This window comes from Spirosoma profusum, assembly GCF_014699005.1.
GTDB classification, from domain to species: Bacteria; Bacteroidota; Bacteroidia; order Cytophagales; family Spirosomataceae; genus Spirosoma; species Spirosoma profusum.
The window spans coordinates 19,182-32,395 of record NZ_JACWZY010000010.1; the positions used below are offsets into that span (position 1 = coordinate 19,182).

11 protein-coding genes are annotated in these 13,214 nt (G+C 49.5%); 5 read left to right on the plus strand and 6 right to left on the minus strand.

The window, feature by feature from the left end; translation table 11 throughout:
• Positions 1-27: 27 nt before the first annotated feature.
• On the minus strand, positions 28-963 hold the full coding sequence (locus IC229_RS13665) for an NmrA family NAD(P)-binding protein (RefSeq protein ID WP_190887550.1): 936 nt from the start codon (positions 961-963) through the stop codon (positions 28-30).
• Between the two features lie 186 nt (positions 964-1,149).
• Between IC229_RS13665 and IC229_RS13670 the strand changes: the two genes are divergently transcribed.
• A complete protein-coding gene (locus tag IC229_RS13670; RefSeq protein ID WP_190887551.1) occupies positions 1,150-1,575 on the plus strand; it encodes an EthD family reductase in 426 nt (141 codons plus the stop codon).
• Positions 1,576-1,637: 62 nt separating this feature from the next.
• Here IC229_RS13670 and IC229_RS13675 read toward each other — a convergent pair whose 3' ends face one another.
• Positions 1,638-2,129 carry a PPC domain-containing DNA-binding protein gene (locus IC229_RS13675; protein ID WP_190887552.1) on the minus strand — a complete coding sequence of 164 codons (492 nt, stop codon included), beginning with the start codon at positions 2,127-2,129 and terminating at the stop codon, positions 1,638-1,640.
• A 289-nt stretch (positions 2,130-2,418) separates the two neighbouring features.
• Here IC229_RS13675 and IC229_RS13680 point away from each other — a divergent pair, with 289 nt between their 5' ends.
• The 3 genes from IC229_RS13680 (at position 2,419) to IC229_RS13690 (ending at position 8,104) form a co-directional block, all read left to right on the plus strand.
• A complete protein-coding gene (locus tag IC229_RS13680; protein ID WP_190887553.1) occupies positions 2,419-3,696 on the plus strand; it encodes a TolC family protein in 1,278 nt (425 codons plus the stop codon).
• Positions 3,697-3,729: 33 nt separating this feature from the next.
• Positions 3,730-4,854 (plus strand): efflux RND transporter periplasmic adaptor subunit, encoded by a 1,125-nt coding sequence (locus IC229_RS13685; RefSeq protein WP_190887554.1) that lies wholly within the window; start codon positions 3,730-3,732, stop codon positions 4,852-4,854.
• Between the two features lie 118 nt (positions 4,855-4,972).
• A complete protein-coding gene (locus IC229_RS13690; protein WP_190887555.1) occupies positions 4,973-8,104 on the plus strand; it encodes an efflux RND transporter permease subunit in 3,132 nt (1,043 codons plus the stop codon).
• Positions 8,105-8,158: 54 nt separating this feature from the next.
• Here the strand turns inward: IC229_RS13690 and IC229_RS13695 are convergent, their stop codons facing one another.
• The 4 genes from IC229_RS13695 to IC229_RS13710 all read right to left on the minus strand — a co-directional run bounded on the left by IC229_RS13695 (position 8,159) and on the right by IC229_RS13710 (position 11,569).
• Positions 8,159-8,728 carry a DinB family protein gene (locus tag IC229_RS13695; protein WP_190887556.1) on the minus strand — a complete coding sequence of 190 codons (570 nt, stop codon included), beginning with the start codon at positions 8,726-8,728 and terminating at the stop codon, positions 8,159-8,161.
• A gap of 20 nt (positions 8,729-8,748) precedes the next feature.
• Positions 8,749-9,354: a nucleotidyltransferase family protein gene (locus IC229_RS13700; RefSeq protein WP_190887557.1), complete on the minus strand. Its 606-nt coding sequence runs from the start codon at positions 9,352-9,354 to the stop codon at positions 8,749-8,751.
• A gap of 106 nt (positions 9,355-9,460) precedes the next feature.
• The gene (gene truA / locus IC229_RS13705) at positions 9,461-10,219 is read right to left on the minus strand and encodes a tRNA pseudouridine(38-40) synthase TruA (RefSeq protein WP_190887558.1); all 759 of its coding nucleotides are present in this window, start codon (positions 10,217-10,219) and stop codon (positions 9,461-9,463) included.
• A gap of 147 nt (positions 10,220-10,366) precedes the next feature.
• Positions 10,367-11,569 carry a helix-turn-helix domain-containing protein gene (locus tag IC229_RS13710; RefSeq protein ID WP_190887559.1) on the minus strand — a complete coding sequence of 401 codons (1,203 nt, stop codon included), beginning with the start codon at positions 11,567-11,569 and terminating at the stop codon, positions 10,367-10,369.
• A gap of 99 nt (positions 11,570-11,668) precedes the next feature.
• Between IC229_RS13710 and IC229_RS13715 the strand changes: the two genes are divergently transcribed.
• Entirely contained in the window at positions 11,669-13,099 is a 1,431-nt protein-coding gene (locus IC229_RS13715; RefSeq protein WP_190887560.1) for an aldehyde dehydrogenase family protein, read from the plus strand.
• Positions 13,100-13,214: the final 115 nt, after the last annotated feature.

Below are 13,214 nucleotides of genomic sequence, written 5' to 3' on the forward strand. Positions count from 1 at the left end.
AAACAGGTTCAACGTAGCACAATCCACTTACCGATTTGCCAAAACAGCCCATATCGGTGTCCATTGGATGTCTGGATAGCGGTTGTTGTCGAGCGAATCCAGTTTGGGCGCACCACCAAGCATATCACGCAAGTATTGCATTCCCTGCCAGGGCGGGAAAACTTCATTCGGCTGTGGTGATACCGTACGCATCGCTTTAATCATGGTGTTCAATACCCCTAAGCCACCCAGACGTAGCAAACTGAACTTTTCACCCGTTGCTTTTTGGGCTGCTTCCTGTACATCACGAATGCTTGCCACCTGACCAGCAATACGTAAATAACGTGGCGTCGACGTATCAAGGGCGGCAGCAGCCGTAAACTCAGCCGTATTCTGCAGGGTGGTAAAGTCCATCAACTGATCGGCGTTGCCCCAGTACATGATCTGATTCAGTTTAAACAGGATGACGGGTGCCTGACCAGTCAGCAAATCAGTGAACATTCCGTTCAGAATCGATGTAGCACCAATAGGCGCTTTATCCAGACGCTCATTAAACGTCCGACGTAAATCCAGATTTCTATTTTTTCCTTTGGGCAAAGAGCGGTAATCGATACAATAATCAGACGGAATAAACCGGGGAACGGCCGCGTCTATGGCTGCCTTAAGCAGTCGGGTTTGGCTTTCCACGATCACCTCCCGCAATCCTGACAAAGCAGAAACGACACACGTACCACCCTGGCAGGCCTGCGCCAACGACGTAGCATTGCTGAAATCTACCTCAACAACCGATACTCCTTGCTGACGTAACGCGCTAATTGCCTGATCGTTGCTTCCCCGACGTATCAGTACCGTTACGTTAGCACCCTGCTTACGTAGTTCATGGGCGATACGTTGTCCGAGATTCCCAGTGGCACCTGCCAGTATAATTGAATGTTGAGCAGGGTTTGTACTGTTCGTCGGTTGTGATTCTGAAATGGATTCCATACATGAAGGATTGCTCCTCAATAGACGTAGTGTTTACCGACATTGTTTTATAGGCTTCCATTTCCATGTCTCGCTGAGAGGCCAGCCGCCTGAATGGAGTAACTTTGGGTTTGCGTTTAAGGCTTGACAAAAGCAGATTTTCGTTACGTTTTGTTAGCTTCGCGCTGGACAATTATAAATACTATTATGAAAATTAAACTTGTATTAGTTCAATTATTTCTCGGCCTATGTTTTTCAACATTCGCGCAACAAAATCAAGCTCCGAAATCCGAAAATAAAGCGAATGTTGCCGAAAAAGGATTGATCAAGGTATCTGTTTTGTACCCTTATGCAGAAGGCAAAACGTTTGATATGGATTACTACGAAAAAAGCCATATGCCATATGTAGCCGGTTTGTTAGGGTCTAATTTGGTACGTTATACGATAGAAAAAGGGATTTCAAGTGGAATTCCCAACTCTCCATTACCATTTATGGCTATTGGAAGTTTTTATGTTAAAAGCCTAAGCGATTATCAGGCTGCTATCACCCCAAATAGAGAGGCTATAAGAGCAGATTTCCCAAAGTACACTAACATCAGTCCTACCATACTGGTTAGTGAGGTGGTAAAGTAATTTGTCAGCTTATCAGAAACGTCTCGACCGGGCCAATTGGCGTTTGTCTTTCGGCGTTGTTCTCACAGACGTAGCACCATAGCCCCCGTAGCCTGATCGGTTTCTCGAATTAACTGGTTAGGGTGTACGGTTATCGTTATTTCGACAGAACCGGTGCCCACTTCCAGCCCCAGAATGTGTCCGCCGAAAGCTTTAAAATCTTTGCCTGTAACTACGCCGTGTACGTGCATAGCAGGTTTACCGTCTTTCCAGGCGATGCTGCCCGTCATACTGGCCAGTTCCATATCGCGCATGGCTTTAGGCTCGTAGTCTTTCTTTTTGGCATTCCAGAATCCAAATGTTGGGTGGACAAAACCAAAGCCGGTCAGGCTGGCGCTCGGAATTTTCTCGGTAAGCGTCAACTGCTCCAGCTCAGTCAGTACGTTGTCGCCCTGACGTAGCACCATTACGTATCCGGTGGGCGTTTTGATGTATTTGGCAGGCTGCTGGGCCTGTACGGATAAAAAAGAGAGGCAGCAAAGAGCTGTCACGAGGAAAAAGAATATCGTATTCATAACTGTCGCTGAGTAAATCAATAGCTTGTAAACACAAATCAGCCAGAATCTTCCTGATTCTGGCTGAATATCTAGTGTATGGAGACCTGTCTATAAGGTTTAAAAACAGTGTGTTTGTCATGCTGATCGGGCCGCCTAACAATATTGACTACTCCAAAGCATCAATTTAACCCTCTGCTTCTGTCAGTTTAACCTTCCAATTTGTCCGCTTCGCCTAGTTAAGCCCCGCTCGCCGTAGTATCACCCTCTACTTTTGGTGCATCGGTCAACGATCAATCGCCAACAAGATATGAAACGTGTATTCATCGGGCTTTTTTTGCTACTATCCCGCAGCCCAGCCTTCTGCCAAACTCCCGCTGATACGCTCCGGCTTACGCTTCCCCAGGCCGAAGACCAGTTTCGCCAACATAATCTGTCGTTGCTGGCTACGAGACTGGGAATCAATGAATATCAGGGTTATGAGAACCAGTCGAAACAACGTAACAACCCATCGATTTACATCGAACAGATGCCGTATAACCGGCAAACCCGCGAGTTTATGCCTGTAAAACAGGGCAATTCTGAACAGCTCATTCAGGTGCAGCAACTGCTTTTGCTGGCGGGCAAACGTAACAAACAGCTCGCGCTGGCCACTACCAACACCAAACTGGCCGCCGACCGTTTCGACGATCTGGTACGTACACTTTCGTCGCAGCTACGTTCGACATTTTATGATCTGTATTATCAACAAAAAGCGCTGGCGATTTACGAGCAGGAAATCAATACGTTAAGCCAGACGGTAGGGCTTTACCAGCAGCAATACGACAAAGGCAACGTACCACTCAAAGACCTGACCCGTCTTAAAGCCTACTTGTTTAACCTGTCGACCGAACGGCAACAACGCCAGGCGCAAGTCACTGACGATCAAACCACATTGGCTGTATTACTCAATACAGCACCCGAACAACCCATAAATGCTACGCTGACAGATGCCGAGGTCAACCAACAACGCGACCTCGGCAGGCTGTCGCTCGATAGTCTGATAACCCTTGCCGAACGGAATCGCCCTGACCTCCGTGGCTACCGCGATCAGACAATCGCCGAGCGCCAAAATCTGTCTCTGCAGAAAGCAATGGCCGTTCCCGACCTGACTTTACAAGGAACGTACGACCGAAACGCGGGCTACATTCCCAATTATTTTGGAGTAGGTGTAGGCATCTCACTACCCTTTTTCAACCGCAATCAGGGTAATATTCAGGCGGCAAATGTGCGCATTCAGAGCAGCCAGCAGGTGGCGTCGGCGTATCAGCTTCAGGTGGAAGGTGAACTTCAGCGGTCACTGACAAAAGCGCGGCAGGCCGACCAGTTATACCGCACATTCGACCAACGTTTCAACAGTGATTTCGGCCGACTTATCGACGGCGTTACGTTGAACTACCGCAAACAAAACATCGACGTAGTGGAATTTCTGGACTTTCTGGATTCCTACAAAACATCTCAGATTCAGTTTATTCAACTCCAAAACGACCGGACTCAACGGCTTGAAGACCTCCGTCTTGCTGTCGGTGCCAATCCATTCGCCAACTAAGTTTCTCAAGCTCAATTGTTTTGCCAATACACAATGAAAACGTATCCATTCCCCCGCACCAGTTGGCTCTTACTTCCAGTCGCCGTACTAACTGCTACGTTGCTGACCAACTGCCAACCCGACGCTTCGGCCAGCAATACGCCGGACAGTACCAGTAAACAGGTCGATTTGCTGGCTACTGCTACGTTCGATACGGCAAAACTTGTGCCCGTAACCAACGAGATGAACCTGACCGGAAAAGTGACCTTCAATCAGGACAAAGTGGTGAAGGTGTTTCCGCTGGTTGGCGGCCATATCGAAAACGTCAAAGCTGACCTCGGTGACTACGTGAAGGCAGGACAGGAACTGGCAATTATCCGCTCGGGCGAAATGGCCGATCTGGAACAGCAATCCATTGCGGCACGCGGCCAACTGGCTATCGCCCAGAAAAACAACCAGGTCACTGAAGACATGGTGAAAAGCGGCCTCTCGTCGCAACGCGATCTGGTTTCATCGCGGGAGCAGTTGCAGGCGGCCAAAGGCGAGATGAATCGCATCAACGAACGACGTAGCATTCTGGGTGGTCGTGGTTCGTCGGTCTACGTAGTGAAAGCCCCTGTCAGCGGATTTGTGGTCGAGAAAAGCGCGGCAACGGGTATGGAAATCCGCTCCGACGATCCCGAAAATCTGTTCACCATCTCGAACCTCGATCACGTTTGGGTAATTGCCAACGTGTATGAATCCGACGTAGCACACGTTCACGAAGGCGATCTGGCCCATATCACTACGTTAGCTTATCCAGATCAGGTGTATCAGGGACGTATCGACAAGGTTTTCAACGTATTAGACCCAGACAGCAAGACCGAGAAAGTACGTATTACGTTGGTAAACCCAACCAAAGGCACCGACAACATTGCCCTCAAACCGGAGATGTTTGCCAACGTGAGTGTGCAATACGCAGGTCGTGACCGACGTACCGCCATCCCCGCCAAATCCATTGTTTTTGCCGATAACCGGAATTACGTAGTGGTTGCCGATGCCAAAAATCGTCCTGTCGTTCGCGAAATAGACCCTTTCAAAACGATAGGTACTACTACGTATCTCAATGGCGGCATACAACCCGGCGAACGTGTCGTCACGCAAAATCAACTCCTGATTTTCAAGGCACTAAATAATTAAAGAGTGAAAGAATGAAAGAGCGAAAAGGCTGACGCGAGCTATTTTCTACGAATGCACTCTTTGGATCTTTCATTCTTTCGCTCTTTAAATCCGCTCATTCACCCTTTCGCTCTTTGCCATGAACAAGTTCATCAAAAGCATTCTGACTTTCTCACTGAAGAACCGGTTCTTCATCTTTTTTCTGACGGCACTGGCCATTATCGCCGGTATCATCAGCTACCAGAATACGCCTATCGAAGCGTTTCCCGACGTAACGAATACACGGATCACGATCATTACGCAGTGGCCCGGACGGTCGGCGGAAGAGGTTGAGAAATTTGTGACCATTCCGGTTGAAATCGGGCTGAATTCGGCGCAGAAAAAAACGGACGTTCGCTCTACTACGTTGTTCGGTCTGTCGGTCGTAAACGTCATGTTCGATGATGGCGTCGATGACAGTTTTGCCCGCCAGCAGATCAACAACCTGCTTCCCGGCGTTGAACTTCCCGACGGTGTAAAGCCTGATGTTCAGCCACCTTATGGCCCAACCGGCGAGATTTTCCGATACACGCTGGAGTCGCCAACGCGCACCGTTCGCGAACTTAAAACGATTCAGGATTGGGTGCTCGACCGCCAGTTCAAGAGCGTACCGGGTGTAGCCGACGTAGTGAGTTTCGGTGGCGAAGCCAAAACCTACGAAATCTCAGTTGACCCGCGTCGGCTGGCCGATTACAACATTACCCCGCTCGAACTGTATCAGGCTGTTGCCAACTCCAACGTCAATGTGGGTGGTGATGTCATCGAGAAAAACGCCGAAGCCTACGTAGTACGCGGCATCGGTTTACTACGTAACCAGCGTGATATTGAGAACATTATCGTCAAAAACGTGAAGGGTACGCCCATCATGGTACGTAACGTAGCGCAGGTATCCGAATCAGCGTTGCCCCGTCTAGGACAAGCCGGTCGCGACAAGCAGAACGACGTCGTGGAAGGCGTAGTGGTGATGCGGAAAGGCGAAAATCCAATGGAAGTGATCGAGCTGGTAAAAGACAAAATCAACCAGCTGAACACCAGCATTTTACCGTCAGACGTAAAAATCAATACGTTCTATAATCGCGAAACGCTGGTCCATTTTGCGACGCATACCGTTACGCATAATCTGCTCGAAGGTATCATTTTCGTAACAACCATCGTGTTCCTGTTCATGGCTGACTGGCGTACTACGTTGGCGGTGTCCATCGTGATTCCGCTGGCCTTATTATTCGCCTTTATCTGCCTGCGACTCAAGGGAATGTCGGCCAATTTGTTGTCGATGGGTGCCATTGACTTCGGGATTATCGTCGACGGAGCCGTGGTGATGGTGGAGGGTATTTTCGTAGCTCTTGATGCAAAAGCACATCACGAAGGCATGGAACGGTTCAACAAGTCGGCCAAACTGGGACTGCTACGTTCGACGGGTACGGAAATGGGAAAAGCGATTTTCTTCTCCAAAGCCATCATCATTACGTGTCTGATTCCGATTTTCTCGTTCCAGAAAGTCGAAGGTAAAATGTTCTCGCCCCTGGCCTGGACACTTGGTTTCGCTCTGCTTGGTGCCCTGCTGTTCACACTGACGCTGGTACCCGTAATCGCAAGCATGCTCCTCAACAAAAACGTACGTGAAAAACACAATCCGTTTGTTACGTTTATTACGAACAGTGCGATGCGGGCGTTCTCGTTCACGTTCGCCCGCAAACGTGCCAGCTTGTTATTAACGGCTCTCCTGGTGGTGGTTGGTTTGTCGGGTTTCAATTTATTAGGTACTGAGTTTTTACCCGAACTCAACGAAGGTTCGATTTATGTGCGGGCGTCGTTACCCATGAGTATTTCGCTGCCCGAATCGATTCGGTTGACGCAACAAATGCGTAAAGTGTTTCAGCAATTCCCCGAAGTGAAAGGGGTTATCTCGCAAACCGGCCGCCCGAACGACGGCACTGACCCAACGGGATTCTACAACGTTGAGTTTCTGGTCGATATCTACCCGAAAGAGGAGTGGAAAAGTGGACTTTCCAAAGAGCAACTGGTGGCTCAAATGCAGGATAAGTTGAAAGTTTTCCCCGGTATCGACTTTGGGTTTTCGCAGCCAATCATGGACAACGTAGCGGAAGCGGTTTCGGGGGTGAAAGGTTCTATTGCCGTCAAGATTTACGGTAACGACCTGCCAACGCTGGTCAAGAAAGCGGACGAAGTAGAGAAACAACTCGCAACGGTACGTGGCATTGAAGATCTGGGCGTCATAAAAAACATCGGTCAGCCCGAAATGCGGATTGAGTTGGACGAATACAAACTGGCTTTGTATGGCGTCAATAAGGCTGATGCCCAGGCAGTTATTGAAATGGCGATTGGTGGCAAAGCGGCTACGCAGATTTACGAAGGGGAACGCAAATTTGACCTCCGTATCCGCTACGAACCCAGTTTCCGACGTACCGAAACCGAAATCGGCAACCTGATGGTGCCAACCCAAACGGGCACGCAGATTCCCATCAAGGAAATTGCCAAACTTTACACGCAAACTGGCCCAATCCTGATTTTCCGCGAAGGCAACCAACGTTTTTCGGCTGTAAAGTTTTCAGTACGTGGTCGCGACATGGGTAGCGCCATTGCCGAAGCTCAGCAAAAAGTGTCGTCGGCGGTTACGTTTCCTTCGGGTTACACGGTCAAATGGGCGGGTGATTTTGAGAATCAGCAACGCGCCACCAAACGGCTTGGCCAGATGGTTCCAGTGAGCCTGGTAATGATTTTCGTAATTCTGTTCGTGCTGTTCGGAAACGCCAAAGATGCTGGGCTAGTGCTCGTTAACGTACCGTTCGCCATCATCGGCGGTATTGCAGCCCTGCTCGTTACGCACGTCAACTTCAGCATTTCGGCGGGGATTGGATTCATCGCCCTATTCGGTATCTGTATCCAGAACGGCGTTATTCTGATTTCGGTCTTCAAGAAAAACCTGAAGAATCAGATGCCGTTAGCACAGGCCATTTACGAAGGTGTGTTGTCGCGAGTACGTCCGGTGGTGATGACGGCCATGATGGCGGCCATCGGTCTGATTCCGGCCGCCGTCTCAACCGGCATTGGTTCAGAAACATCGAAACCACTGGCGATTGTGGTCATCGGCGGACTCATCACCGCTACGTTGCTGACACTGTTCATTTTCCCGCTGGTTTTCTACGCCTTCTACCGTCCGGGAGCTCGTGAACGGAAGGCCATGAAGAAAGCGCTGGTAGAACAGGTTTAAAGAGCGAAAGAGTGAAGGAGTGAAACCGGCAGGTATTTTCGCTCATTCACTCTTTCACTCTTTGATAAGCTCAGCCTTTACACGTAGCGCCTGTTTTATGTGCCGTTCGGTATGCGCAAGCAGCATCCGGAAGGCATCTCCCAGCCTGATCTTGAGCCAATTGCCGAGCAACGTCATTACTTTATCTGTATTCCAATCAAGGTAAACGGCCTTGTCCAGCAAGGAACGTAGTAATGTTTGCAGGTCCAGAAACTGGCTCATTACGTCGGCAGGAACGAGTTCGCTGGCGGGTCTGGGACGTATCATTCCGGGTGCGGGCAGCTTGATTTTCACCTGCGGATCAACAGCGAAAAGTATTGCCTTCCCGACCCAGTCACTATGTATTGGCTGGTCGGTGGGCTGGGTTTGCACGAGGCCAAGTTTATCGACCTTGTGCTGAATGTTACGTATATAGAAGCGTTCTGCCAGATTCAGGTGCTGCAAACATTCGATAATGCTCCAACGTTCGGGCGCGGGTTTCCACCGGAGTTGTTCATCGGTGAGTGGCGCAAACTCCTGTTCAACCGTTTTCAGAACAGCCGTCAATCGGGTTTGTAAATCGAGCGCCGTTTCGAGTTTCTGCATGAAATCAGAAGTTGATTTTGTTACTGAGCCTGTAAATACGCCTGCCTGAACTGTTCGACATCGCGTTTGGTATTGAGATCAATGGCGCCAGCTTCGAACGGAACTTCCGAGCAATCGTCGCGGTGGCGCACAATCACCCATTGAAGCCCTTTATCGCCCTGTAACTGCAAAATTTCGGTGATATACGTGCGGTAAAAAAGAGCCGGTACGCCAATCTGCGTTCCATATCGACAAGCCACAATTCCTTTCTCTTCGTCTTTCCAAACATCGAACATGTGCTGAAGCAAACCCAGCGACACAATTGGTTGGTCGATGTGCAGAATCAGGACGGCATCAATGTCCTTGTGCGTCAGGTACAAAGCTGCGAGCCCGGTTTTCAGTGAACCCGCCTGCCCGCTCGGCCAGGTCGGATTATCGACAAGCGTAATCGGTAAGCCCGCCAGTTCAGGTGCAATCTGGTTGCGGTTAGCCCCCAATACAACCACTACGGGGCCACGTTGCAAAGCCAGCGCACTCTCGGTGGTTCGCCGAATGAGCGTTTGCCCTTTATACGTTAATAGCTGCTTTACGTCTCCCCCCATGCGCGACGAATCGCCCGCAGCTAATACAATCGTTCCAATTTTCAAGACAATAGTTTTTTGTTTGAAGATAGCAAATAAAGAGCGAAAGCGTGAATGAGTGAAACCGGGCCGCCGGAGCGAATATCGCTTCGCTCCGGCGGCCCGGTTTCACTCATTCACGCTTTCGCTCTTTAAAAATTTCTCTCGGATAGCCTACTTCTACGAGCGATAATCCTTCTGCCGGAGCTGCTCGTCCGGCGCGTTTGCGGTCGCGGGCCTGAATAATCTGCTCGAAGTCGTTTACACTTAACCGCTCCTGCCCTACTGCCAGCAACGTACCGACAATGGCACGTACCATCCCGTGCAGAAATCGATTGGCCTGGATGTGAAAGCCTAAATCGCCGTTCGATCCCACTTCCCACTCTGCCCGGTCGATGCGGCAGTTAAAGGTTTTAACATCGGTTTTTACTTTACTAAAACTCTCAAAGTCAGTGTGATTAAACAATAGTGAAGCGGCTTCATTCATCCGTGCTACGTCGAGCGGCAAGGTAAACAGATACGTCAATCCCTCCCGAAACGGGTCTTTCCGCCGACTGATATGATATTGGTAATATCGATACGTAGCAGTGTAGCGGGCATGATCGTCGGCACGTACCGGAAAGCAGTCGTATACAGCAATATCCTTCGGAATCAGACTGTTAACTGAACGTAGCAAATGAGCCGGTAACGCTACGTCGGTTTCAAAATGCGCGAATTGCTCAGCCGCGTGTACACCTGCATCGGTTCGGCCACTGCCTACAATGGCAATCGGCCGACGTAGCACGGTTGTCAAAGCCGTTTCAAGGACTTCCTGTACGCTTAGTCCGTTGGGTTGTCGCTGCCAGCCATGATAATTCGTCCCTCGATACGCCAGTTGAAGAAAATAACGCATAGTGGCGGTAAAGGTACAAAGCAGCTAATAGTACAAGCTGTTTTATCTCGAATACTACGCAGCAAAAACAGCATACGCTGTGATTATCAGGCAATTATGGCCTCCTATCAAAGCCCTGTCAAAAAGAGGAAGGTATTTTACATTCAGCTACAATCTATCTACTTCAAACTTCAGATCGTCAATCAGTTGACGTAGTCGGTCGGTGCTGGGCGGTACGGGCGGTAATTCCTGGCTGACAAAGGCGCTTACTTCCCAAACTTCCAGTACGTCTTTTAAAGATACTTCGCGATTTGGTACGTCGGTTCGGTCGGCAGTAAGTAAGAGCACTCCTCTGGTTTTCACCTGATTATATACTCGACGGCAGCAGATGATAGCTCCATTCGGATGATTCAGCATCAGGACATACACTTTGCCATCAAGAATATCGAACCAGTTCCGAATAAACTTTCCGACGAGTAACGCCCCCGGAAACGTAAAATCATCGCCAGCCTCAAAAGCCCGATATTGACCTTCGGTCAGGTTTGGCAGATGCATAGCTGGCAGTTGATAAATGAAGTCATTCTGTTGATGACGTTGCCGATACGTAGCAAACTGCGCCTGCATCACCACCGGAATGCTGGGCCCCATCGCCTGTGCCGGCGGTGTCGACTTAGTCGTTACGCCCGGCTCTTCATAGACATTATTAAATGTCAGTAGGTCGGCTGGACGGGCCGGATTCGACGTAGCAGCCGGATTTCCGCCCCAACGATCACCAGTGGGTGTAAATAACGATTCAGTATCTGGTTTATCCTGTCGCAGCCAATCAGCCGTTTTTGCCGTATTGGTGGGCTGATTGCTCGTCGGCCGCTCCGGACGAACGGGCGACGTAATAACGGGTGGTGTAGGTATTGGATGTTCGTTTGTGCGACGTACTTCCTCCTGAGGTCGGTAAAATTTGTTCAGTACCGACGAGAGCGGTTGCGGTTCGGGTTGGGGTAGTCCAGGTTGCGCAAAAATATCCGGAAAGTCAGGGTGCTGAAACGGGTCATCGTCGGAAGTTAATTTCCCATCCGAGCGGATGGCTGGCCCTGAATCCAGGCGCGTATTGTACGTATCGGCTGCTTTTTGGCCCAGCGGAATACTAAGATTCGGGGTTTCACGAATTTTGCGCAGATCTTGCCGCGTTAGCAATTCAACAGTGGTGTTGAATGCTTTAGCAATCGCCTGCATATTCTGCTGATTTGGGTTAGCACGGCCCTCTTCATAAGCACCTAATAAAGAACGTTTTATATTTATTTTTCGGGAGAATTGCTCCTGCGTTAACCCATTTAGCTTACGCAGGTAGCGGATGTTATCACTGACGAGCGTCATCCGGTTGGGGTTTACTAAAGTTTCAGCTAAGATAACGATTCATGGATTAAATCCACAAACACCACTTTTTTGTATTTTTAGCATAAATTATTGCCTTACATGACCATCCTTCAGCCCCCGGCGAACCTACGTAGTGAATTACAGGCTGTTTTCGATGCACAGCATCAAAATGCCCCTTTAATGGCTCTGACCACGGCCCCCGAACGTATTGAACGCATTCGACGGATTCAGCAGTGGCTGACGAGTAATGAAACGGCGATTCAGCAGGCCATGTACGACGATTTCCGGCGGCCTCCGGTTGAGGTACTGGTGGGCGATCTCATTCCGATATACAGTGAAATCAGGCATACAATTCGGCATCTCAAGAGTTGGATGAAACCCCAGCGCGTTCCCACGTCGCTCGCGTTGGCCGGTACCCGAAGTTACATTCATCACGAGCCCAAAGGTAACGTATTGATTATTAGCCCCTGGAATTACCCACTGGCACTGGCAATACGTCCGTTGGTGCTGGCAATAGCCGCTGGTAACGTAGCGATGCTGAAGCCCTCGGAACTGACACCTCACACGTCGGGCCTGCTGAAACGAATGTTGACGGAATTATTTCCTACTAACGAAGTGACTGTTTTTGAGGGCGATGCCACCGTTTCTGAAGCCTTACTCGAACTGCCTTTCAACCATATATATTTTACCGGAAGTCCGGCGGTTGGGCGTCTGGTGATGACCGCTGCGGCTAAGCATCTGGCATCTGTTACGTTGGAATTGGGCGGAAAATCGCCTGCGTTCGTCGATGAATCAGCAAATTTGAAACAGGCGGCCGAACAGATCGCTTGGGGGAAATACTTCAATAACGGACAAACCTGTATTGCGCCAGATTATTTACTGGTACACGAAGCTGTAAGAAAGCCTTTTCTGGAGTCATTACAGGAACGTCTACAGAAGATGTATCAACCTGATAACAAACCAGTTGAATTTTCCGACAGCTACGCCCGTATCGTCAACAGACGCCACTTCGAGCGTCTAAAAATGCTGCTTGACGATGCTACGTCGAAAGGAGCAGTTGTTACGTTCGGCGGTCAGCTCAACCCTGACCAGAATTTCATTGAACCCACAGTTCTGGAGAACGTAACGCCGAATATGCGAGTCATGCAGGAAGAAATTTTCGGCCCTCTGTTGCCTATATTAACGTATCAGACACTCGACGAAGCGATACGTATCGTCAATCAGGGCGAAAAACCGCTGGCGCTCTACATCCACAGCCGAAACCAAAAACACACGCAATACATACTGGATCATACGTCGGCGGGCGATACGGTGGTGAATGATACGTTACTACAATTCGGCAATATGGAAATTCCGTTTGGGGGCGTCAACAACAGTGGTATCGGCAAATCGAACGGATTTTTCGGTTTTCAGGAATTTTCCAACCAGCGGGGAGTCATGCACCGCGACTTAGGTACCATCAAATTCCTTTACCCGCCCTACACTGACACAGTAAAGAAGATCGCTCAATTTATTGCAAAATATCTGTAAACGTAGCGTTTCATAAGCCGACTTTATGTGGCAGAGCCAAATTGGCTCATAGCTTAAAATGCTTCTTTTGTCGGTGTTTGCCTCCGACCTATCGACTCGATTTGTAAATTCCCTT

Excerpts from the sequence above, each read along its gene's own strand:
- IC229_RS13665 (WP_190887550.1), bottom strand. The coding sequence starts at position 963 with ATGGAATCCATTTCAGAATCACAACCGACGAACAGTACAAACCCTGCT.
- IC229_RS13670 (WP_190887551.1), top strand. The coding sequence starts at position 1,150 with ATGAAAATTAAACTTGTATTAGTTCAATTATTTCTCGGCCTATGTTTT.
- IC229_RS13675 (WP_190887552.1), bottom strand. The coding sequence starts at position 2,129 with ATGAATACGATATTCTTTTTCCTCGTGACAGCTCTTTGCTGCCTCTCT.
- IC229_RS13680 (WP_190887553.1), top strand. The coding sequence starts at position 2,419 with ATGAAACGTGTATTCATCGGGCTTTTTTTGCTACTATCCCGCAGCCCA.
- IC229_RS13685 (WP_190887554.1), top strand. The coding sequence starts at position 3,730 with ATGAAAACGTATCCATTCCCCCGCACCAGTTGGCTCTTACTTCCAGTC.
- IC229_RS13690 (WP_190887555.1), top strand. The coding sequence starts at position 4,973 with ATGAACAAGTTCATCAAAAGCATTCTGACTTTCTCACTGAAGAACCGG.
- IC229_RS13695 (WP_190887556.1), bottom strand. The coding sequence starts at position 8,728 with ATGCAGAAACTCGAAACGGCGCTCGATTTACAAACCCGATTGACGGCT.
- truA (WP_190887558.1), bottom strand. The coding sequence starts at position 10,219 with ATGCGTTATTTTCTTCAACTGGCGTATCGAGGGACGAATTATCATGGC.
- IC229_RS13710 (WP_190887559.1), bottom strand. The coding sequence starts at position 11,569 with ATGACGCTCGTCAGTGATAACATCCGCTACCTGCGTAAGCTAAATGGG.
- IC229_RS13715 (WP_190887560.1), top strand. The coding sequence starts at position 11,669 with ATGACCATCCTTCAGCCCCCGGCGAACCTACGTAGTGAATTACAGGCT.